The organism is Acidiphilium sp., assembly GCF_049977125.1.
GTDB lineage: Bacteria > Pseudomonadota > Alphaproteobacteria > Acetobacterales > Acetobacteraceae > Acidiphilium.
In genome coordinates this window covers 1-20909 of record NZ_JBMFGY010000055.1, presented here as the reverse complement: position 1 = coordinate 20909, position 20909 = coordinate 1, and the positions used below count along the sequence as shown (strand labels likewise).

Genomic DNA, 20909 nt, shown 5'->3' with positions numbered 1-20909 from the left:
ACCTTCACTGCGCCGAGTGAACCACCGCCCGATTTCCAGAAGCGATCACAGACCGATAGGCGGTGGCGATCATCCACATTCCCATTATCGAGCCCATCGATTAGATAACGTCATGGACACGCATCATGGCCCTCCCCGGTCACTGGCCGGCCTGTCGCTCCGCGATCTCGAATATGCTCAGGCGGTGGCGGAATTGCGCCATTTCGGTCACGCCGCCGAGCGGTGCGGCGTGTCGCAGCCTGCGCTGTCCGAACAGATCCGCAAGCTCGAAGCATTGCTCGGGGTCGCGTTGTTCGAACGCACCAAGCGCCGGGTCGCGCCGACAGCGGTGGGGACGGCACTGCTCGAACAAATCGAGCGGGTGATGACCGAGGCACGGCACCTGCTTACACTGTCACACGGGCACACTGGCCTGATGGAGGGGGTTCTGGCACTCGGCGCGATCGAGACCCTCGGCCCCTATTACCTACCCGGTGTACTTCGGCTGATGCGCACGGAACGGCCCAGCCTCGCGCTACGGCTGACCGAAGCGCGCACCATTCGGCTGATCGAACGGCTGATCGATGGTGTCCTCGACCTTGCGCTGCTCGCAATGCCGGTGCCGCGCGCCGGGCTGATCGCGGTACCGCTTTTTTTCGAGCCATTCCTGCTGGCAACTCCGCCAGGCCACGCGCTCGCCAGGCTGACCCGGCTGACACTGGATGATCTGCCGGCACAGGATCTGCTGCTGCTGGAGGATGGTCACTGCCTGCGCGATCAGGCACTGGCCTTGTGCAATGCCAAGCCGGTGACACGCCACGCCACCAGCCTGGAAACGCTGTGGCAGATGATCGCGGCGGGGGAAGGCTATTCGCTGCTGCCGGCGCTGGCGGTGGCGGCGCGCCCGGAGCTGCATGATCTGGTGGTGTGCCAAAGCCTGGGCGATGCGGCGGCGGGACGGACGATCGCACTGGTCTGGCGCGCTTCGGACCCCCGGGCGGCGGCGTTCCGCGAACTGGCCGCGCTGCTCGCGCGGATGCGACCGGCAGCGACCGCGCCGGTGGCCACCGGATGAGCGGCAGATGACGCATGCCTTCACAAATGCTACCGCCGCGCCGATGACTGATGCGATGCCGCGCTCACTGTTCAAATCACAACCGGTGCAACGGCGTCTGGGGGATCTGGCCGGGGCCTATCTAGCTGGCGCGATGGTGAGTACGCGCTGGACCATCGAGGCAGCGGCGCTGCTCGATATGCTGCGGGCACGCTCCCCATGCATTGTCGTGTTCTGGCACGAATGCCTACCTTCAATGCCGGTATTATGGCGCAGCGCCGGGTTGATTGGCCACGGCGCTACCGGTTATGCGCTGGCGAGCCGGCATCGGGATGGGCAATTGATCGCGCGCGCGATGCGCCGTTTCGGGGTTGCGGCGGTCGGCGGTTCGACCTCACGCGGCGGTGCCGCCGGGCTGCGGGAGCTGGCACGACTACTCGCGGCCGGCCATCCGGTCGGGCTGACACCGGACGGGCCACGCGGGCCGCGCCGGCGGGCCGCGCCGGGGGTGGCACAGCTTGCGGCACTGACCGGAGCGCCGGTGTTCTGCGCCGCCGCCGCGACATCGCGCGCGATCACGCTCAACAGCTGGGACGCTATGCGGATTCCCCTGCCGTTCGGGCGCGGTGCACTGGTCGCAGGCGGGCCGATCAGCGTACCCCGACTGGATTGGCAGGGAGCGCTGACCGATATCGAGGCACAGCTGACGGCAAATCTGGCGCGGGCATCGATCATATGCCGCTGAGTCTGACAGCGTATCGGCTGGCGACCACCACAATCGCGCCAGCGCTGCCCTGGTGGCTGGCGCGGCGAACGCGGCAGGGCAAGGAAATCCAGTCTCGTCTGCCGGAACGCCACGGCATCGCCAGCCTCGCACGGCCAACTGGGCATGTCGTATGGGTGCACGCCGCCAGCATGGGCGAAACCATGTCGGCGTTGCCGCTGATCGATGCGCTTGCGGTCCGTGCGACCGTGCTGCTGACCACCGGTACGGTCACGTCGGCAACGCTGGCGGCGCAGCGGGCGGCGGCGATCCATCAATTCGTGCCGCTCGATGTGGCGGCACATGTCGCGCGGTTTCTCGATCATTGGCGTCCGGATGCGGCGGTGTTTCTTGAATCCGAACTCTGGCCGAACATGCTGGCGGGGCTGGATGCGCGAGGAATCCCCCGCTTCCTGCTCAACGCGCGCCTCTCCGAGCGTAGCGCCGCGCGTTGGCGGCGGTTTCCCGAGGCGGCAGCGGTGGTATTCGGCGGATTCACGCTGATCGCGGCGCAATCGCGCCATGATGCGGCGGCGCTCCGCGGCCTCGGGCTGCGCGACGTCGAAAGCTGGGGCAATCTGAAATTCGCCGCCCCCGACCTGCCGGATGACGAGGCGACCCGGGCCATGCTGACCAAGGCCTGCCCCGGACCGTGGCTGCTCGCGGCCTCGACCCATCCGGGCGAGGATATTCCGATCATCGAGGCGCATCGCGCGCTGTGCCTGCTGCATCCGAGCCTGACAACGGTCATCGTGCCGCGCCACCCGCACCGGAGCGACACAATCGCGAGCCTCGCGAGGCGGGTGCCGCTGGCAAGGCGCTCGCGTGGCGAAATCCCGAAGCCCGGGGGGATTTATCTGGCCGATACACTCGGTGAACTCGGCGTATTCTATCGATTGTGTCCGCTCGCCTTCATCGGTGGCACCCTCGTGCCGGTTGGCGGACACAACATGATCGAGGCGGCGCAACTCGGCTGTGCCGTGGTGATCGGGCCGCATTACGAAAATCACTTCGAGGCGATGAAAACGCTGCACAGCGTGGGTGCGCTGGTCGATGTGATGGATTTCATGGAGCTGGAAGCCACGATTGCGCGGTTGATGACCAACACCGCACGGCTGGCCGAAATGGGCACCGCCGGACGTGCGGTGTGCGAGGGGTTCGCCGATCTACCGCAACGGCTGGCGCGGCGGGTGCTGGAGGCGATTCCCTGATGCGCGCACCCGGCTTCTGGCAGCACGACGGGATGATCGCTCACGTCCTGGCGCCGCTTGGCCCCATCACCGCCGCGATCACCGCCCGGCGCCTCACCCAACCCGGATTCACCTGCGCCATCCCGGTCGTGTGCATCGGCAACGCGGTGATCGGCGGATCGGGCAAGACCATTCTGGCCCGGCACGTTCTCGCGCGCTACGAAGCGCGCGGTGTACTGCCCTGCGCCCTGACCCGCGGCCATGGCGGCCGGCTCGGCGGGCCGATTCTGGTCGATCCGGCGCGTCACGGTGCCGCCGATGTCGGCGATGAGGCGCTGCTGCTCGCGGCGAGCGCGCCCACCATCGTCGCGCATGATCGCGCCGCCGGTGCGCGCCTCGCTGTGGCCGAAGGGGCTCGGGTGATCGTCATGGACGATGGCTTGCAGAATCCGGGTCTGGTCAAGTCGGTCTCGCTTCTGACGATCGATGGCGGCGCCGGTTTCGGTAATGCGCGCCTGCTGCCCGCCGGCCCGCTGCGCGAACCGATCGCCGCCGCCGCACGCCGCTGTGCCGCCGCCATCCTGATCGGGGCGGACACCAGGGACGCACGCGCCGCCCTGCCGCGTGATCTGCCGGTTCTGACCGCCCGCATCATCGCGCGCGGCCCGATGTCGCTGCGGGGGCGGCGCGTTGTCGGGTTCGCGGGAATCGGTCGGCCGGGAAAATTCTTCGCAAGCCTTGCCGAACTCGGCGCGGAGGTTGCGGCAACCGTCGGATTTGCCGATCATCATCGCTATGGACCCGGCGATCTGGCCCGGCTGAGCGCCCTCGCCGCCCGCCACCAGGCCCGGCTCGCGACCACTGAAAAGGACGCGGTGAAACTGCCAGGCGATTTTCTGGGTGAGTGTCTGGTGATCCGTGCCGGCCTCGCCTTCGATGATCCCGCGGCACTCGACCGGTTGCTGCCGTGACACCGCTGCAAAAACTCGAATATGCCGCCGCACGCGGCTTTCTGGCGGTATTCCGCGCCCTGCCCCCGGCTCGGGCCAGTGCGCTGGCCGGTGCGATCGGCCGCGCCATCGGTCCGCTGATCCCGACCTCACGCGTGGCGGATGCGAATTTGCGCGCCGCCATGCCGGAGTACGACGCCGCGAGCCGGCGCGCGATCATTGCGTCGGTATGGGATAATCTCGCCCGTAATGCCGGCGAGTTTCCCCATCTCGCATCGCTGCGGCCGACCACGGAAGGCCCCGGTATCTGCTTCAGCGGCGCCGAACACGCCCGCGCGCTCGCCGCCGCCGGAGGACCAGCGATTCTGCTTACCGCGCATTGCGGCAACTGGGAGATTCTGCCGGTGGCGTTGCGCGAGCTGGGACTAAGCTTCGCCTTCTTCTACCGCGCGGCGGCCAACCCCGCGGTCGACCGGATGATCATCGACCTGCGCACCGCGGCGATGGGTGAAGCAGTGCCAATGTTCGCAAAAGGAGCGGCCGGCGCGCGGGGAGCCTATGCGCATTTGGCGCGCGGCGGGATGTTATGCATGCTGGTCGATCAGAAGCTGAACGATGGCATCGCCATACCCTTCTTCGGAATCGATGCAATGACGGCGCCGGCGCTGGCGGTATTTGCGCGCAAGTTCCGCTGTCCGATCCTGCCGGTGCATGTCGAACGAACAGGCGCCGCGCGGTTGCACGTGATCATCGAGCCGGCAATCTACGCGCAGACCACCGATGACAAGGCCGCCGATATCGCCGCGACGATACTGTGGATGAATCGCACGATCGAGCGCTGGGTACGGGCAAGGCCGGGGCAATGGCTGTGGCTGCACCGCCGCTGGCCGAAGCCGGTCGGCGGCAATCACAACACGAACAACCCTTCTCTTTTAAAAAAATAAGATGATTTCCCGGCGTGCCCTCAACACGCCCTCGGACGATCGCACCGGGATTATCGAATCGATTGGCCCGATCACCCGCGATGGATTACAGTTTCACGACAATAACAACGGGGGCCATCATGAGCATCATCACATCCCACCAACGCCTCAAGCGCGACGCGTTGGGATTACCGCAGATCATTGCCTCGACCCTGGCCAATATCGCCCCCGCGATGAGTTTTTTCTTCGGGTTCGGGCTCATCGTCAGCGGTGCCGGGGTTGCCGCACCTTTGACCATTCTGGTCGCCATGGTGGTCATTCTGTTTCTGACCAATACGCTGGCCGAGTTTTCAAAATATCGGCCTTCGACCGGATCGTTCGTGACGTTCATCGGCATGGCGTTCGGGCCAACGGCTGGGGCGGCGGCGTCGGTGTTCGTCGTGTTCGGCTATCTGGTGGCGGCCTCGTCGGTCGTGGTGATTTCGGGGGGCTGGGCGCATGACACGCTGAAATTGTTTCTCGGCATCGATGTCCCCTGGCAGTTGCTCAGCCTGATCGCGACCGGCATCGTCGGTATGCTGGTGTCCCGCGGTGTCGCGCTCTCGACTACATGGGCGGCGGTGTTCTTTTATTTCGAACTGGTGCTGCTGCTGGTCGGCGCGGTGGTGATGCTGATCGTCAACCGATCGAGCCTGACGCTGGCACCCTTCGAGTGGAGCCACCTCTCCGGCGGATTGAAGGGTATCGGTCTCGGGTTTCCGATCGCGATCTATCTGTTCATCGGTTGGGAAAACTCAGCGACGCTCGCCGAGGAAACCCGCGACGCGCGGCGCAATATTCCGCGCGCCCTGATCATCGGCACGCTGTCGATCGGGATTTTATATATGTTCCTGGCCTATGCGACTGAAATCGCGTTCCACAACAACGCCGTGGCGATCGGCAAATCCGATATTCCGTTCGTCGATGCGTTCAAGGCCTCCGCCGCCGCATTGCTGATCATTGCGTATCTCGCCGGCATGACCAGCATTTTTTCCTCGCTGCTCGGCCTGACCAACAGCCAGGCGCGGATTCTGTTCAGCTCCGGACGTGAGGGTTTGTTGCCGCGGTTTTTCGGCAAGATCCATCCGCAGCATCGCACCCCGTTCGTCGCGATGTGGAGCTTCGTTCTGGTGGCGTTCGGCATTGTGATCGTGTTCGGCTGGAATTCCAAACCGGTTGATCTGTTCGGCGAAACCGGTTCGTTAGGGACGATTCCGGTGATCATCACCTATCTAATCACCAATCTCGCCTTACCGGTCTATATGCTTCGGCATCACCGCAATGAGTTCAATCCGCTGAAACACGCAATCATTCCGATCATTGGCACCGCGCTGATGCTGCTGCCGCTCTGGGGGCTGGTCGAACCAGGGCAGCCCGCGCCATATAATCTGTTCCCCTATGTCGCGCTCGCCGTGCTGATTGTGTCGATCATTTACGGCATCTTCCTGGAACGGCGCGATCCCGATCTGGTGCAGAAAATCGGCTCGTATGTGGCTGACGAAGAGTTCTGATGATCCGGCGCCACAAAATCGCGGTCATTCCCGGTGACGGCATCGGCCGCGAGGTCATCCCCGCCGCGCAGACGGTGCTCGACCGCGCGGCGGCACTGTGCGGATTTGCGCTCGATTATCGAACCTTCGACTGGAGTTGCGAAACCTATCAAGCAACCGGGCGGATGATGCCAGCGGACGGCATCGCCCAACTCGCCGACCACGACGCGATCTTTCTCGGCGCGGTCGGCTTTCCCGGCGTGCCGGATCATATCTCGCTCTGGGGTCTGTTGATCCCGATCCGGCGGGAGTTCGATCAATACGTCAATCTGCGTCCGGTGCGCCTGCTACCCGGCGTGCCCTGCCCGCTTGCCGGCAAACAACCCGGTGACATCGATTTCTGGGTGGTACGCGAAAACGTCGAAGGTGAATACAGCCAGATCGGCGGTCGCATGTTTGCCGGAACCGATCGCGAATTCGTCGAACAGACGTCGATTTTTACCCGCTTCGGGACTGACCGGATCATGCGCTACGCATTCGATCTCGCGCGCCGCCTTGGTCGGACGCACGTCACATCGGCCACAAAATCAAATGGCATTTTCCACGCGATGCCGTTCTGGGACGAACGGTTCACCGCGATGGCGATGGCATATCCGGAGATCCGTGTCGATCAGTATCACATCGATATTCTGGCGGCGCGCTTCGTGATGTCGCCGGAGCGGTTCGATGTCGTGGTCGGGTCCAATCTGTTTGGTGACATTCTCTCCGATCTCGGCCCCGGCGTGACCGGTACGATCGCCGTGGCGCCATCGGCCAATTTGAACCCGGAGCGGAAATTTCCTTCGATGTTCGAACCGGTGCACGGCTCAGCGCCCGATATCGCGGGGCGGGGCATCGCCAATCCGATCGGCGCGATCTGGGCAGGCGCAATGATGCTTGAACATCTAGGTGAGGCCGAGGCGGCAGGGTTGGTGATGCGCGCGATCGAGGCGGCGCTCGGCGATGCAACGGGACCGAAAACGCCGGATCTTGGCGGTACCGGATCGATGCGTGCGCTGACCAGCGCGGTTACGGATCTCATCTCAGGATGAGGGTTCAATCGCGCGGGATCGGTTTTCCGAAGCTGAACGCCGTAATGCTCATGCCTTCACGAAAATAGAACCGGTGCGCCCGCTCCCGCAGCACGCCGGATTCAAGGGTGAACGCCGTGCACCCGCGTGACCGCGCCAAATCCTCGCACCAGTGCAGCAGGATGGCGCCATGGCCGGCACTGCGATGGGCTTCGTCGGTTACCAGATCGTCGATATAGAACCGATAGCCATTCCAGGTATTGTGATACGCGCGGAACAGCGCGAGGGCCCGCACCGATCCGGCCTGATGCACCAGCGCCAACTCGGCCCCTTCGGCGAGGATGCGCCGCATCAGCGGTTCGTAGCCTGCCGCCATCTGCGGGCGCAGCGTGCGATGCAGGGTCTCGCTGGCAGCCAGCCACAGGGTGAGGTCGGGGGTTTCGATCGTTACATGGATGATCGTGTGGGTCATCGGCGTCTCATCCGGAAACCGATGGGCGAACCGGGGAGCTCAAGGCGCTCACCACAGCCGCGCAATGCCTGGGATCACCGACAGCGACAACCGTGCCATCACTATCGAGCGTGAGAGTTTCACCGTTCCAGTCGGTGACCGAACCGCCGGCGGCCTGGATGACCGGAACCAGCGCCGCCCAATCCCAGGGCTTCAGCCCGGCTTCGGCGATAATGTCGATTTGGCCAAGGGCGAGCAACCCATAGCCATAGGCGTCTCCGCCATAGGTAACACGGCGGCAGGCGGTGGCAAGGCTGCGAAACCGCGGATAGAGTGCGGGTGGAAACATGTCGGGCGAGGTGCAGGAGAGTTCGGCGTCCGCCAGGCCGGCAATGCGCCGGGTGCCAGGGCCACCATGGCGACCGGTGAAGTGCAGTACCCCCTCATGCGCAAGCCAGCGCTCGCCGGTGATCGGCTGATCGATCAGGCCGAGGATCGGAACCCCGTCATCAAGCAGCGCGATCAGGGTGGCGAAGATTGGGCGGCCAGTGATGAAAGCGCGCGTACCGTCGATCGGGTCGACCACCCAAGTGTAGCGACCCGAGGCGCTGCCGCCCATCTCCTCGCCGATCATGCCGAAATCCGGCGTTTGTTCCTTGAAAATCGAACGGATTGCCGCCTCGGCACCCTGATCGGCCAGTGTGACCGGGCTGTCGTCGGGTTTGGTCACGACATCGGGCAGGGTGCGGAAGTACCGTCGGATCACAGCACCAGCCGCATCCGCCGCCGTTTGCGCGACGGCGGCGGGATCGCGCCTCACTTCAGCGTTTCAGGGCTGGGTGACTGGGCGTTCAGATAGGCGATGACATCGGCGCGGACCTGGGTGTTCTTGATCCCCGGATAGGCCATGTGAGTGCCAGTCACGGCCTTGGTCGGATCATAAAGCCACTCGTTGAGCTCGTGCGGTGTCCATTTGCCATCAGCCGCGGCCTTTCTGGCGCCGGCGGAAAAATCATACCCGGCCTTGGCGAACATCGGCGCACCGACCACGCCATAGAGATTGGGGCCGACGCCGTTGGCTCCACCGCTGTTGATCGAGTGGCAGGCCGAGCATTGCTGCTCGAAGAAGCTCTGGCCCTTGGCGATCACCGCGCTGGCGAGAACCGGTTTGATCGTGGGGGCGCCGCTATCGAGCCCGACACTGGCGGTTTGCACCGCCGCGGCGGGCGTAGCGCTGGCGGCGGTGGTCGGCAGCTTTATCGGGCTGGCCGACTGAGCGTTGAGATAGTCGATCACATCGGCCCGGATCTGGTTGTTCTTGATCCCGGGGTAGGCCATGTGGGTGCCGGGCACGTCCTTCATCGGGTCATAGAGCCATTCGTTGAGAGCGTGCGGCGTCCAGTCGCCGTGAGCTACCTTCTTGACCGCGCCGGAGAAGGTATAGCCGGCCTTGGCGAACATCGGCGCACCGACCACGCCGTAGAGATTGGGACCGACACCGTTGGCCCCGCCGCTGTTGATCGAGTGGCAGGCCGAGCATTGCTGCTCGAAGAAGCTCTGACCCTTGGCGAGCACGGCGCTGGCATAGAGCGGCGCGATCGAGGGCGCGCCGCTGCTCGGCCCCATGGTCGCGACCGCCGCAGTAGCGCCCTGGCCCGGCTTGGGCAGCGGAATCGGGTCGGTCGAAAGTGTACGGAGATACGCGATGGTATCGGCGCGTTGCACGTCATTCTTGATGCCGGTGTAGCCCATCCGGGTACCTGGCGCGAAAGTCTGGGGATCATCCAGCCATTCGTTCATTTTCTGGTAGGTCCAGACCCCGGAAGCCTTGGATTTCACCGCCGTCGAAAAGGCATAGCCCGGCGCCGCGAACATTTTATCGTTCATCACACCGTACAAATTGGGACCGACGCCGTTGGCCCCACCCTTGGTGACGGTATGGCACGCGGCGCATTGCTGCCCGACGAACGCTGCCCCCTTGGCGACATCCGCCTTGATGATCAGCGGATCGATCGAGGGAATGCCGCTCACCGCGGGAGCGGCGACGGCCGCCTCCTTGGCCATTTCAGCCTTGTGCTTGGCAGCGTCCTTGCCAGACAGGATTCCGGGCGCCTGCACCACGATCCACACCACCAACCCGGCGGATAGAATGCCCCCCGCGATCTTGTTGAGCAACAACGGGTCACGACGCTTCTTGCCGGGTTCCGTAGCATGTGGCGTGGGCGTATTCATGCGGGCGCATCCTCCAGAGCTTTACCGGGGGATGTATAACGATTTAGGAAAGTGCGACAAGCGATAACATCTTCGCGTTCAGGGAGGCTCCCATTTCGTCACCGATCATCATGATCCCGGCGCGGCTCGGCTCGACCCGTCTGCCCGGCAAGCCGTTGGCCGAGATCGGCGGGGCGCCGATGATCGTGCAGGTGCTGCGCCGCGCCGAGGCGGCGGCGATCGGGCCGGTGGTGGTTGCGTGCGGCGAGGGGGCGATCGCCGAGGTCGTGCGGGCGGCCGGCGGTGTCGCGATGCTGACCGATCCCGATCTGCCGAGCGGATCGGACCGCATTTTTGCAGCCCTCAGTACAATCGACCCGGCGGGGCGGCACGATATTGTCATCAATCTGCAAGGCGATCTCCCGAGTTTCGACCCCGCGTCGCTGAGCGCGCTACTCGGCGTGCTCGATAACGAACGTTACGATATCGCAACGCTTGTCGCGCCGATCACCGATGTAGCGGAGGCGCGAGCCTCCTCGGTCGTCAAGGCGGTCTGCGGCTTCGGCGCGGGCGGCGTCGCCCCGGCGCTCTATTTTTCCCGTCACCCGGTTCCCTGGGGTGAAGGACCGTTGTGGCATCATGTCGGGGTCTATGCCTATCGCCGGGCAGCGCTGGCGCGCTTCGTCGCCGCGCCACCAACCCCGCTCGAACAGCGCGAAAAACTCGAGCAACTGCGCGCGCTGGAGCTTGGCTTGCGAATCGGTGCGGCACGGATTGCACATGCCCCGTTCGGCGTGGATACCCCAGACGACCTCGATCGCGCCCGAAAGGAATATGCAACCCGATGCCCACCTCAATGACCGATATAATCGCCTTCCAGGGCATTCCCGGCGCGTATTCCGACCTCGCCTGCCGCACCGCCTTTCCCGGCATGGCGACCCTGCCATGCCAAACCTTCGAGGCCGCGATCGATGCCGTGCGTAGTGGCGAAGCGACGCTGGGGATGCTGCCGACCGAGAATTCGCTTTCGGGCCGGGTGCCGGACATGCACACGCTGCTGCCCGAATCGGGGCTGTCGATCATCGGCGAGCATTTCCAACGGGTCGAGCATTGCCTGCTCGCCGTGCCGGGTACGACGCTGGAGCAGGTGCGGACGATCCATTCCCATGCCGTGGCGCTGGGGCAAATCCGCGCACTGATCCGCGAACTGGGCGCGCAAGGCGTCATCGAGGCCGATACCGCGGGTTCGGCGGCGTTGGTGGCGCGATGGAACGACCCCTCGCGGGCGGCGGTTGCATCCTCGCTCGCGGCCGAGATCTACGAGCTCGAAATTTTGCGCCACAATGTCGAGGATGCGGCGCACAACACGACCAGATTCTATGTGATGGCGAAAACACCCCGCCTGCCGCCGGTGGATGCGGACAATCTGATCACCAGCTTCGTCTTTCGCGTCCGCAACGTCCCCGCCGCGCTGTTCAAGGCACTCGGCGGCTTCGCGACGAACGGCGTCAACATGACGAGGCTGGAGAGCTACATGGTCGGTGGCCAGTTCGCAGCGACACAATTCCTGTGCGAAATCGACGGTCATCCTGAACGGCGTGACGTGCGACTGGCGTTGGAAGAGCTGGCGTTTTTCTCGCGGGAAATCAGAATTCTGGGGGTCTATCCGGCCGCACCGTTCCGTTTGGCGCAACGCGCGGCGCAAATCAGCGCAGAATGAAGCCGCTGGTTGCAAGATGAAATATTTTGTTAGCAATTCGTCTAAATTAAGAAACGGATTCGAAATTATATTGTAATCGTCAGCGTATTTGGCTAACATCGTCGTCGATCGAGGCGCAAGAGACGCCTCTCAAGGCGGTCATCGGCACAGAAAGCGCCGTGTGATCGTCGGAGGATTGCGATGGCCATGATTACCGACGCCTTCAGCCCGACCACGTCGCCAGCGCCCGATTGGAGCGCGGCGGCGAACTGGTCGGGCGGCGTGGTGCCGGGCGCCGGCATGGCGGCGGAAATCACCGGCCTGTCGGCTGTGGTCGATCCGGGCGTCACGATCGAAGCGGATGTGGCGCTGACCTCATCAGGCAGCCAGAGCGCGGCTTTGAGCGGCAATGACGGTGCTGTGGTGCTCGGGCAATCAGCCGAGGTGTCGATTGTCGGCACCGCTGATTTGTTTGCCAGCGATTCCGTGGTTAATCAGGGGGTGATGGCGATCGGTACAGGATCGGCCCTCAGCGTGGTGGTCGATCTCGGCGCGATCAGCGGACTGACCGGTGCGGCGGCGCCAAGCTTTGCCAATAATGGCATGATCGATCTGTCCTCCGGTGCGGCGCTGGAGATCGGCGGCACCGAATTCGAGAACATCGGCACCGTTGCACTGACCGGCGGCACGATCGACGTGATCGGTGGTGCCATCGGCGGCGGTGGCACGATCGAATTGTCACAGGGGGCGATGGCGAGTTTCGGCGATGGCGTTGCCGCCCAATCCTTCAGCTTCGGCAGCGGTTTCGCAACGATATCGCTCGCCGACCCTCTCTTGGGTGCCGGCGTTACGCTCAGCGGATTTAGCGGCGGCGATAGCGTGTTGCTGCCTGACCTGGCAGGCATTAGCCTCAACCAGGCGAACGGCATGGTTACCATCCTGAACAACTCCGGATTGGTCGAAGGCAGTTTCGCCCTCGAATCCGGTCCCAGCCTCACGGTGATCGCCGCAGGCACAGGCAGTGCCATCGTGGCGGCAGGCACAACCGACACCACGTCAAACGATGCCCCTTGCTTCACACGTGGCACCGCCGTTCTCACCCCCGGCGGCTACCGGCCGGTCGAACAACTTGCGGTCGGCGATGCCGTGGTGACCGCGCGCGGTGGAGTACAACCCATTATCTGGGTCGGTTCCCGCACTCTGGATCTCGCAGCCCACGCCACCCCGGTCAGGGTGCAACCCATCCGCATCGCCCCCGGCGCCCTCGCCCCTGGGGTACCGCGCCGGGCACTGCGCGTCTCACCCGATCATTCGATTTTCCTCGATGGCGTTCTGATCCCGGCAAAATTGCTGATCAACGGCGCCACCATTTATCAGGAGCGTGATTGTCTCGCCGTCACCTACCACCACATCGAGCTCGAGCGACATGATGTGATACTCGCCGAAGCGGCGCCGTGCGAGACCTATCTTGATACCGGCAATCGCGCCGGCTTCACCATCGCCGCCTCCTGGCCGGTGCGGCAAAAGCGCTGGGACCGCGATGCATGCGCAACTTTGGTCACCACCGGTCCGGCCCTGCGCACGGCGCGCACCCGCCTGCATAGCCGCGCCCTCAAACTCGGGTTCACCACCTGCGACGACCGGGCCATTCGCCTCTGGGTCAATGGCCGCGCCGCTCCAACAGATGCCGCAGGCCGCTTCACCCTGCCGCTGGTCCACACCGGGCGGGCGGTTCTCCGCTCGCGTCGCTTCGTGCCGGCCGATTTTGATCCTACATCGGAAGACCGCCGTGAACTCGGCGTCGCCATCGCCGGTCTGCGCGCGGGCCGGCGGCGATTCGACCCGGGTGACCTGGCCGAGACCGGATTTCATCCGCGCGCTGCCGGTGATACCGCGATCTGGACCGATGGCGCCGGCGTGATTCGCCTCCCTCCCGGCGCGCGATCGATCGGCATCGATCTCGCGGCGGTGCCACTGACGTGGGAACATCGCGGCTCAACTCCCTGATTGTTTGACAATTTCATGACAGTACGCTGCGCCGATTGCGTCAGGCGTCGCTGCCCGTCAAACCAAGCGCTCCGTACCAACAAGGATCGCCGATGACCCGATTTCCACGCCTCGCCCTCGCCGCGTTGATCGCTCTCCTGCCCGGGATTGCCGCCGCCGCGCCACCGTTCGCGCTCTCCGCCAGCATCCCGATCGCTGGACCGGTGAAATGGGACTACCTCACCACCGAACCAGGCACGAATCGCCTCTTCGCCGCCGAGGGCAATCGCGTGGCGGTGATCAACACCGCAACCGGCACCCTCATCAGCACCATCGCTCCGATCGACGGCGCCCACGGAATCGCCCTGGCACCACGCCTCGCTCGCGGTTTCGCCACCGCCGGCATCGCCGGCACCGTGACCATGTTCAGTCTGAAAACCCTGAAACCCATCAAAACCATCAATGTCGGCCCAGGGCCGGACGCGATCGCCTACGATCCGTCGACCCAACGAATCTTCGTCCCCAACGAAAAAAGTCAGACCCTGTTTGCGATCGACGGGTTCACCGGTAAAATCATCCGACGCATCCCCTTTCATGCCGATCCCGAATTCATCGTGGTGAACGGACGCGGCCGCGCGTATCTGAACCTCAAATCGGCCAACCAGATCGCCGTGGTCAATACCCGCACTCTGACCATTACCCGCCGGATCAACCTAACCCCAAGCTGCCAAGGCCCCACCGGCCTCGCAATCGACCGTACCCGTAACCGCCTGTTCGTGTCCTGCCGTAACCATTCGGTCGATGTGGTGAACGACCGCAACGGCCGCATCCTCGCCACCTTGCCCATCCCCGCCTTCTGCGACGCCATGCGCTATGATCCGCGCTACAACATCGCCTTCGCCCCCAGCATCGATGGTACCCTCACCATCATCGGCGCAGCCGGACGGCATGGTTATAAAATCGTCCAGACCTTGAAAACCGCCCCCAGCGCCCGAACCATGGCATTCGACCAGGCCACCCAGACCGCCTATCTCTCAGCGGCCACCATCATGAAAATCCTGCCGCCGGCGCCGGGGAAAAGCCACGGCAAGATGGAGTTTGTCCCGGGGAGCTTTCATATCCTCGTGGTTAAAGCAGGTAAAAGTTAACAAAACATTCCCTGAAACGTGAGACCGGCAAGATTTAAGGCGTTTCCAGCCGGCGCGGCACCACTAGCCGCGCCGTCAACACCTGAACGACCTCGCCGCGCTGGTTGCGCGTCTCGCTGCGCATCACCACCCGGCCACGATCCGGCCGCGAAGCGGATGGCTCCAATGCCATCACCTCGCTGAACACCGTCAGCACATCCCCCGGCCTGGTCGGACGCGGCCACGCAATCTCGTTACTCGCGCCGATAATCCCGCCCGCCACCGGCACGCTCTCGACCAGCAGCCGCATCGTCACCGCCGCCGTATGCCAGCCCGACGCCGCCAAGCCACCAAACAGCGTTGCCTTGGCCGCCACCTCGTCGAGATGAAAGGGCTGCGGATCGAATTCAGCGGCGAACGCCTTGATCGCCGCCGCATCCATCACCGTACTGGCGCTTTCGAATTGCCGTCCCACGCTCAGATCATCGAAATACAGAATCATCCCAGCAGCCGCCCGATCACCCGGGCAGTATAATCCACCACCGGAATGATCTTGCCGTAATTGATCCGGCTCGGCCCGATCACCCCGATCGCGCCGACGATCCGATCATTGCGGTTCCGCGCGGGTGCGACCACCATCGACATGCCCGAAGCCCCGAACAAGCCGCTCTCGGCGCCGATGAAAATCCGCACCCCGTCCGAGCGTTCCGCCAGTTCAAGCAGCTTCAGCATGGTCTCCTGCGCCTCCAGCCGCTCGAACAATTGCTGCAACGACGCCAGTTTCTCCACCTGGTCGATATCCGCGAGCAACCGCCCCTGCCCGCGCACGATCAACGAACCGCCACGCCCCTCGCCGGACCAGGTCGCCAACCCCGCCTCGACAATGCCGGCCGCGATCGAATCCAGCGCCGAACGATCCGCCTTCATGTCCGCCGCCACCCGCACCCGCAAATCCGCCAGCGACAGACCCGATAGCTGCGCATTCAAATAATTGCTCGCCTCCTGCAACGCCGAAGGCGGCAGGCCGAGTGGCGTCTCGATCACCCGGTTCTCCACCTGCCCATCGGCCGACACCAGCACCACCAGCGCCCGCCCCGAACTCAACGGCACGAATTCGATATGCTTGACCGCCCCTTCCGATTTCGGCGCCAGCACGATCCCCGCCGCCGATGACAGCCCAGAAAGCAAGGTCGAAGCCTCGGTCAAGGTGTCCTGCACCGACCGCCCCGATTGCGCCAGCGCCGCCTCGATCCGCTCGCGCTCCTCATCGGACAATTCGCCGAAATGCAGCAACCCGTCCACGAACAGGCGCAATCCGCGATCGGTCGGCAGGCGTCCCGCCGAGATATGCGGCGAAAACAACAATCCCGCATCGGTCAAATCTGCCATCACGTTGCGGATCGTCGCGGGCGACAGCCCCATCGGCAACAACCGCGACAAGGTCCGGCTGCCCACCGGTTCACCGGTCTCGACATATTGCTCGACGATCTCGCGCAACACCGCGGCCGAACGCGCATCGAGCCCCGGCGGCGTCTTGATCGGCGCACCCGACTGAAAACTGCGTGCATTGCGCGGCGGTGGCTGGTCCATTTGCTCAGAAGAGGCTATCGCGGGGCGGAAATCAAGCGGCGGGTGGCGAGGGGAAGCAAGCACTTCTTTTTTGAAAAAAAGAAGCAAAAAACTTTCATCCGCTGGTCTGTGCACCCGGCACGTCCGTGAACCTGACTAACAGAAGTTTTTTGCTTCTTTTTTTCAAAAAAGAAGTCTTCCCTTTTACCCTTCCTTACGGAGCCTCCATGACCCGCCCCAGCAACCGCACCGCCAACGCGCTCCGCACCGTCGAAATCGTCACCGGCTTCTCCCACCACGCCGAAGGCTCCGCCCTCATCCGCATGGGCGGCACCGAAGTGCTGTGCGCCGCCAGCGTCGAATCCCGCGTCCCCGGCTTTCTGCGCAACACCGGCCTCGGCTGGGTCACCGCCGAATACGGGATGCTGCCCCGCGCCACCCACACCCGCGGTGACCGTGAAGCCGCGCGCGGCAAGCAATCGGGTCGCACCCAGGAAATCCAGCGCCTGATCGGACGCAGCCTGCGCGCCGTGGTCGATCGCAAACTACTCGGCGAAATGAGCATCACCCTCGATTGCGACGTGCTGAACGCCGACGGCGGCACCCGCTGCGCCGCCATCACCGGGGCCTACGTCGCTCTCGCGCTGGCCATCCGCAAACTCCAGGCCAATAACATCATCAAGGCCAACCCGCTGATCGGCCAGGTCGCCGCCGTCTCCTGCGGCATCTACGAAGGCACCCCGGTGCTCGATCTTGATTACGCCGAGGATTCCAACGCCGAAGCCGACGCCAATTTCATCTTGACCGCCGCCGGCGGCATCGTCGAAATCCAGGCGACCGCCGAAAAATCGACCTTCGACGAAGCGGCGTTCGCCACCCTGCTCGCCCTCGCCCGCACCGGTACAGCGGCGCTATTCACGGCACAGACGGCGGCGATCGATGCCGCCTGAACGCGGCCAGCGCCTGATCATCGCCACTCACAATGTCGGCAAACTCGCCGAGTTCGCCTTGTTGCTCGCCCCGCATGGGCTGAACTGCGTGGCATCCGGTGCACTGAATTTGCCCGAACCGGCGGAAACCGCGCCGGATTTCGCCGGCAACGCCCAGATCAAAGCCATCGCGGCCGCGCGTGCCACCGGCGATTGGGCGTTGGCCGATGATTCCGGCCTTTCGGTCAGCGCCATGGGCGGTGCTCCCGGTGTGCGATCCGCTCGCTTCGCGATCGAGGCCGGCGGTTACCCTCAAGCCCTGGCAAACATCATCGCGGCAACGCGCGTAACCGACCATGCCGCCTTTGTCTGCGCCATCTGCCTCGCCGCGCCGTCAGGCGACACCGCGACCTATCTCGGATTTTGCCATGGTACCATTGCCGCCGCACCACGCGGCAGCGGTGGCTTCGGGTATGATCCGATTTTCATCCCCACCGGTTCTGCCCTGACCTTCGGCGAGATGGACAAGTCAACCAAAGCCGCCATCAGCCATCGCGGTCGCGCCTTGCGCCAGGTGCTCGCCGCATTGTTCCCGTCGGACCCATTAGAGCGTTATGCTTTCAGCTTAACGCTCTAGCTCTATGTTTTTTCGAGCGATTTCATGCGATTATGTTGCCGCTGTCGCGTCAACTTAATCGCATATCGCTCTAAAGATCGTCCGAGACATCCAATAGGCGATCAATCCCCTATGCTCACCCGTCAACCATCCCGTCATTCAGCCGGCACTCGCATCCGCTGCTCGTCTCGCATCGGAACCGGCAGAAACTTCGCATAATCCCGCGGCACGATCATCCAGAACCGCTGCATCGTTCGATCCCAATCGGCTAACAGCGCCTCGGCATAGCGGCTCTGGGTTTCGCGCACATGCTCGCGCACCAGATCCTGCAATTGTTCGGCCCAGTAAGCCTCGCTCACCCGATTCCACAACAGAGTCTCCGGATTGATCCGCAGTTCGAAATCATCGTTGGCGTCATAAACAAACGCAACGCCGCCGGTGAATCCCGCGCCGAAATTATCGCCGGTCGCACCGAGAATGACCACCGTGCCGCCGGTCATATATTCGCAGGCATTCGAGCCCGATCCTTCAACTACCGTCAGCGCACCCGAATTGCGCACCGCAAACCGCTCGCCCGCCCGCCCGGCGGCGAACAACTTCCCGGCCGTCGCGCCATACAGGCAGGTATTGCCGATGATCGTATTCTCGTTGCTGACCATGTTGGAAGACGGCGCCGGCCGCACCACAATGGTCGCCCCTGACAGCCCCTTGCCGACATAATCGTTCGCATCGCCGAACACTTCGAGCTTCAGCCCCTTGACCGCGAACGCGCCGAGCGACTGCCCGGCCGCCCCGCGCAAGCGCACCGTCACATGATCCGGCATCAGGTCCATCCCCTTCATGCTGCGCACGATCCGCGACGAGAATTTCGTCCCGATCGCCCGATGCGTGTTGCGAATACCGTATTGCAACTGCATCTTCTCACCGCGCTCGAAAAACGGCCCGGCATCCGCGATCATCTGCGCATCGAGCGTCTCCGGCACTTCGTTGCGGCCCTCGAGCGTGCAATAGCGCGCATGCGGCCCCGGATCGGCCTGCGCGAGCAGCGCATTCAGATCCAGATCGTCGAGAATCTCCGAGCCCCGCGACACCTGTTGCAGATAATCCGTCCGCCCGATCACATCCGCCAGATGTTTCACCCCGAGCGAGGCCAGAATATGCCGCACATCCTCGGCGATGAAGGAGAACAGATTGATCACCTTCTCAGGCGTGCCCTCGAACTTCGCCCGCAACGCCTCGTCCTGCGTGCACACGCCGACCGGGCAGGTGTTGGAGTGGCACTGCCGCACCATGATGCAGCCCATCGCCACCAGCGAAGCGGTGCCGATGCCGAATTCCTCGGCACCGAGCATCGCCGCAATCACCACGTCCCGCCCGGTCTTGATCCCGCCATCGGTGCGCAGTTTCACCTTGTGGCGCAGCCGATTGAGCATCAGCACCTGATGCGCCTCCGACAACCCCATTTCCCAGGGCAATCCGGCATATTTGATCGAGCTTTGCGGGCTCGCCCCGGTGCCGCCGGAATGGCCCGAAATCAAAATCGCATCGGCCTTCGCCTTCGCGACGCCCGCCGCAATCGTGCCGATCCCCGAGCGTGACACCAGCTTGACGCACACGCTCGCCTGCGGGTTGATCTGCTTCAAATCATAAATAAGCTGAGCCAGATCCTCGATCGAATAGATATCATGATGCGGCGGCGGGCTGATCAACATCACCCCCGGCGTCGCATGGCGCAATTTGGCGATCAGCCCGGTCACCTTGAAACCGGGCAACTGCCCGCCCTCACCCGGCTTGGCCCCCTGCGCCACCTTGATCTCGATCTCGCGGCAGTTGTTCAGATATTCCGCGGTGACCCCGAACCGCCCCGATGCGATCTGCTTGATCGCGGAGGATGCATTATCGCCATTGGCGCGCGGCTTGGAGCGCTCCGCATCCTCACCACCCTCGCCACTATCCGATCGCGCGCCGATCCGGTTCATCGCGATCGACAGCGTCTCGTGCGCCTCGGGCGAGAGCGCGCCGAGCGAGATCCCCGGTGCGATCAGCCGCTTCCGGATCTCGGTGATGCTCTCGACCTCATCGACCGGAATGGCCGTCCGCCCCTCGCGCCGGAAATCGAGCAGATCGCGCAGCGCGACCGGCGCCTGGCCATGCACCGCATCGGTATATTTCTTGTAGAGCGTGTAACTATCGGTCGCGACCGCGGTTTGCAGCATATGGACCATGCCGCCATCGAACGCATGGGTCTCACCCTGACGCCGCAGCCGATACACCCCGCCGACCGGCAAAGTCACCGCATCGGAATCCCACGCGGTCGCGTGCAATTCCAGCAGCTTATGCGCGATCCCCGGCAGACCGATCCCCGAAATCCGCGAGAGCATGCCAGGGAAAAACTCCGCCACCAGCGCGCGCGACAACCCGATCGCCTCGAAATTATACCCGCCGCGATAGGATGAAATCACCGAGATGCCGAGTTTCGACATCACCTTGAGCAACCCCTTGCTCACCGCCTTCTTGTAGCGCCCGACGCATTCCTTCAACGAAAGCGCGCCGAACAGACCGCGCCGATGCCGATCCGCGATGCTTTCCTGCGCGAGATAGGCATTGATCGTGGTGGCGCCGACTCCGATCAGCACGGCGAAATAATGCACATCCATGCACTCGGCGGCCCGCACGTTCAGGCTGGTAAACGTGCGCAGCGATTGCCGGACCAGATGCGTATGCACCGCACCGGTGGCCAGGATCATCGGGATCGGCGCATGCGCCTCATCGAAACTCTCGTCGGTCAGAATGATATGCGTCCGCCCGGCGCGCACACCTTCCTCCGCCTCGCGCCGGATGCGTTCGATCGCGGCGCGCAGCC

The 20909-nt window shown here is 63.9% G+C and carries 19 protein-coding genes; 13 read left to right on the top strand and 6 right to left on the bottom strand.

The window, feature by feature from the left end:
- Nucleotides 1–112 precede the first annotated feature (112 nt).
- The 7 genes from ACP5E6_RS10175 (at nucleotide 113) to ACP5E6_RS10145 (ending at nucleotide 7479) form a co-directional block, all read left to right on the top strand.
- The gene (locus tag ACP5E6_RS10175; RefSeq protein WP_427954121.1) at nucleotides 113–1054 is read left to right on the top strand and encodes a LysR substrate-binding domain-containing protein; all 942 of its coding nucleotides are present in this window, start codon (nucleotides 113–115) and stop codon (nucleotides 1052–1054) included.
- Between the two features lie 7 nt (nucleotides 1055–1061).
- The gene (locus tag ACP5E6_RS10170; RefSeq protein ID WP_427954120.1) at nucleotides 1062–1778 is read left to right on the top strand and encodes a lysophospholipid acyltransferase family protein; all 717 of its coding nucleotides are present in this window, start codon (nucleotides 1062–1064) and stop codon (nucleotides 1776–1778) included.
- Entirely contained in the window at nucleotides 1769–3007 is a 1239-nt protein-coding gene (locus tag ACP5E6_RS10165) for a 3-deoxy-D-manno-octulosonic acid transferase (protein WP_427954119.1), read from the top strand. Before ACP5E6_RS10170 ends, ACP5E6_RS10165 begins: the two co-directional genes overlap by 10 nt.
- The gene (gene lpxK / locus ACP5E6_RS10160) at nucleotides 3007–3957 is read left to right on the top strand and encodes a tetraacyldisaccharide 4'-kinase (RefSeq protein WP_427954118.1); all 951 of its coding nucleotides are present in this window, start codon (nucleotides 3007–3009) and stop codon (nucleotides 3955–3957) included. The genes ACP5E6_RS10165 and lpxK overlap by 1 nt, the downstream gene beginning before the upstream one ends.
- A complete protein-coding gene (locus tag ACP5E6_RS10155; protein ID WP_427954117.1) occupies nucleotides 3954–4880 on the top strand; it encodes a lysophospholipid acyltransferase family protein in 927 nt (308 codons plus the stop codon). The genes lpxK and ACP5E6_RS10155 overlap by 4 nt, the downstream gene beginning before the upstream one ends.
- A 119-nt stretch (nucleotides 4881–4999) precedes the next feature.
- The gene (locus ACP5E6_RS10150; RefSeq protein WP_427954116.1) at nucleotides 5000–6409 is read left to right on the top strand and encodes an APC family permease; all 1410 of its coding nucleotides are present in this window, start codon (nucleotides 5000–5002) and stop codon (nucleotides 6407–6409) included.
- Entirely contained in the window at nucleotides 6409–7479 is a 1071-nt protein-coding gene (locus tag ACP5E6_RS10145; protein WP_427954115.1) for a tartrate dehydrogenase, read from the top strand. The genes ACP5E6_RS10150 and ACP5E6_RS10145 overlap by 1 nt, the downstream gene beginning before the upstream one ends.
- 4 nt (nucleotides 7480–7483) lie before the next feature.
- Here ACP5E6_RS10145 and ACP5E6_RS10140 read toward each other — a convergent pair whose 3' ends face one another.
- The 3 genes from ACP5E6_RS10140 to ACP5E6_RS10130 are packed head-to-tail and all read right to left on the bottom strand — an operon-like array spanning nucleotide 7484 to nucleotide 10141.
- Nucleotides 7484–7930 carry a GNAT family N-acetyltransferase gene (locus ACP5E6_RS10140; protein ID WP_427954114.1) on the bottom strand — a complete coding sequence of 149 codons (447 nt, stop codon included), beginning with the start codon at nucleotides 7928–7930 and terminating at the stop codon, nucleotides 7484–7486.
- A gap of 7 nt (nucleotides 7931–7937) precedes the next feature.
- A complete protein-coding gene (locus tag ACP5E6_RS10135) occupies nucleotides 7938–8729 on the bottom strand; it encodes an inositol monophosphatase family protein (RefSeq protein ID WP_427954113.1) in 792 nt (263 codons plus the stop codon).
- Nucleotides 8726–10141 carry a c-type cytochrome gene (locus ACP5E6_RS10130; RefSeq protein WP_427954112.1) on the bottom strand — a complete coding sequence of 472 codons (1416 nt, stop codon included), beginning with the start codon at nucleotides 10139–10141 and terminating at the stop codon, nucleotides 8726–8728. Before ACP5E6_RS10130 ends, ACP5E6_RS10135 begins: the two co-directional genes overlap by 4 nt.
- A gap of 110 nt (nucleotides 10142–10251) precedes the next feature.
- On the opposite strand from ACP5E6_RS10130, the gene ACP5E6_RS10125 reads away from it, so the two are divergent.
- The 4 genes from ACP5E6_RS10125 (at nucleotide 10252) to ACP5E6_RS10110 (ending at nucleotide 14953) form a co-directional block, all read left to right on the top strand.
- Nucleotides 10252–10980 (top strand): 3-deoxy-manno-octulosonate cytidylyltransferase, encoded by a 729-nt coding sequence (locus ACP5E6_RS10125; RefSeq protein WP_427954111.1) that lies wholly within the window; start codon nucleotides 10252–10254, stop codon nucleotides 10978–10980.
- Nucleotides 10977–11840 (top strand): prephenate dehydratase, encoded by an 864-nt coding sequence (locus tag ACP5E6_RS10120; protein WP_427954122.1) that lies wholly within the window; start codon nucleotides 10977–10979, stop codon nucleotides 11838–11840. Before ACP5E6_RS10125 ends, ACP5E6_RS10120 begins: the two co-directional genes overlap by 4 nt.
- 180 nt (nucleotides 11841–12020) lie before the next feature.
- The gene (locus ACP5E6_RS10115) at nucleotides 12021–13826 is read left to right on the top strand and encodes a Hint domain-containing protein (RefSeq protein ID WP_427954110.1); all 1806 of its coding nucleotides are present in this window, start codon (nucleotides 12021–12023) and stop codon (nucleotides 13824–13826) included.
- Between the two features lie 92 nt (nucleotides 13827–13918).
- Entirely contained in the window at nucleotides 13919–14953 is a 1035-nt protein-coding gene (locus ACP5E6_RS10110) for a YncE family protein (RefSeq protein WP_427954109.1), read from the top strand.
- Nucleotides 14954–14987: 34 nt separating this feature from the next.
- On the opposite strand, the gene ACP5E6_RS10105 is transcribed toward ACP5E6_RS10110, so the two are convergent.
- Nucleotides 14988–15434, bottom strand: a complete 447-nt coding sequence (locus ACP5E6_RS10105; RefSeq protein ID WP_427954108.1) for a MaoC family dehydratase — start codon at nucleotides 15432–15434, stop codon at nucleotides 14988–14990.
- On the bottom strand, nucleotides 15431–16522 hold the full coding sequence (gene hrcA, locus ACP5E6_RS10100) for a heat-inducible transcriptional repressor HrcA (RefSeq protein ID WP_427954107.1): 1092 nt from the start codon (nucleotides 16520–16522) through the stop codon (nucleotides 15431–15433). Before hrcA ends, ACP5E6_RS10105 begins: the two co-directional genes overlap by 4 nt.
- Before the next feature lie 206 nt (nucleotides 16523–16728).
- On the opposite strand from hrcA, the gene rph reads away from it, so the two are divergent.
- Together rph and rdgB are read left to right on the top strand one after the other, a co-directional pair.
- Nucleotides 16729–17451 carry a ribonuclease PH gene (gene rph / locus ACP5E6_RS10095; protein ID WP_427954106.1) on the top strand — a complete coding sequence of 241 codons (723 nt, stop codon included), beginning with the start codon at nucleotides 16729–16731 and terminating at the stop codon, nucleotides 17449–17451.
- The gene (gene rdgB / locus ACP5E6_RS10090; protein ID WP_427954105.1) at nucleotides 17441–18067 is read left to right on the top strand and encodes an RdgB/HAM1 family non-canonical purine NTP pyrophosphatase; all 627 of its coding nucleotides are present in this window, start codon (nucleotides 17441–17443) and stop codon (nucleotides 18065–18067) included. Before rph ends, rdgB begins: the two co-directional genes overlap by 11 nt.
- A gap of 134 nt (nucleotides 18068–18201) precedes the next feature.
- Here the strand turns inward: rdgB and gltB are convergent.
- Nucleotides 18202–20909, bottom strand: a 2708-nt coding sequence (gltB, locus tag ACP5E6_RS10085; protein WP_427954104.1) for a glutamate synthase large subunit, incomplete at its 5' end; no start/stop codon positions are given.

Excerpts from the sequence above, each read along its gene's own strand:
- ACP5E6_RS10130 (WP_427954112.1), bottom strand. The coding sequence starts at position 10,141 with ATGAATACGCCCACGCCACATGCTACGGAACCCGGCAAGAAGCGTCGT.
- rph (WP_427954106.1), top strand. The coding sequence starts at position 16,729 with ATGACCCGCCCCAGCAACCGCACCGCCAACGCGCTCCGCACCGTCGAA.
- rdgB (WP_427954105.1), top strand. The coding sequence starts at position 17,441 with ATGCCGCCTGAACGCGGCCAGCGCCTGATCATCGCCACTCACAATGTC.
- ACP5E6_RS10125 (WP_427954111.1), top strand. The coding sequence starts at position 10,252 with ATGATCCCGGCGCGGCTCGGCTCGACCCGTCTGCCCGGCAAGCCGTTG.
- ACP5E6_RS10175 (WP_427954121.1), top strand. The coding sequence starts at position 113 with ATGGACACGCATCATGGCCCTCCCCGGTCACTGGCCGGCCTGTCGCTC.
- ACP5E6_RS10170 (WP_427954120.1), top strand. The coding sequence starts at position 1,062 with ATGACGCATGCCTTCACAAATGCTACCGCCGCGCCGATGACTGATGCG.
- ACP5E6_RS10165 (WP_427954119.1), top strand. The coding sequence starts at position 1,769 with ATGCCGCTGAGTCTGACAGCGTATCGGCTGGCGACCACCACAATCGCG.
- ACP5E6_RS10145 (WP_427954115.1), top strand. The coding sequence starts at position 6,409 with ATGATCCGGCGCCACAAAATCGCGGTCATTCCCGGTGACGGCATCGGC.
- ACP5E6_RS10110 (WP_427954109.1), top strand. The coding sequence starts at position 13,919 with ATGACCCGATTTCCACGCCTCGCCCTCGCCGCGTTGATCGCTCTCCTG.
- ACP5E6_RS10120 (WP_427954122.1), top strand. The coding sequence starts at position 10,977 with ATGACCGATATAATCGCCTTCCAGGGCATTCCCGGCGCGTATTCCGAC.
- hrcA (WP_427954107.1), bottom strand. The coding sequence starts at position 16,522 with ATGGACCAGCCACCGCCGCGCAATGCACGCAGTTTTCAGTCGGGTGCG.
- ACP5E6_RS10150 (WP_427954116.1), top strand. The coding sequence starts at position 5,000 with ATGAGCATCATCACATCCCACCAACGCCTCAAGCGCGACGCGTTGGGA.
- ACP5E6_RS10105 (WP_427954108.1), bottom strand. The coding sequence starts at position 15,434 with ATGATTCTGTATTTCGATGATCTGAGCGTGGGACGGCAATTCGAAAGC.
- ACP5E6_RS10140 (WP_427954114.1), bottom strand. The coding sequence starts at position 7,930 with ATGACCCACACGATCATCCATGTAACGATCGAAACCCCCGACCTCACC.
- ACP5E6_RS10115 (WP_427954110.1), top strand. The coding sequence starts at position 12,021 with ATGGCCATGATTACCGACGCCTTCAGCCCGACCACGTCGCCAGCGCCC.
- lpxK (WP_427954118.1), top strand. The coding sequence starts at position 3,007 with ATGCGCGCACCCGGCTTCTGGCAGCACGACGGGATGATCGCTCACGTC.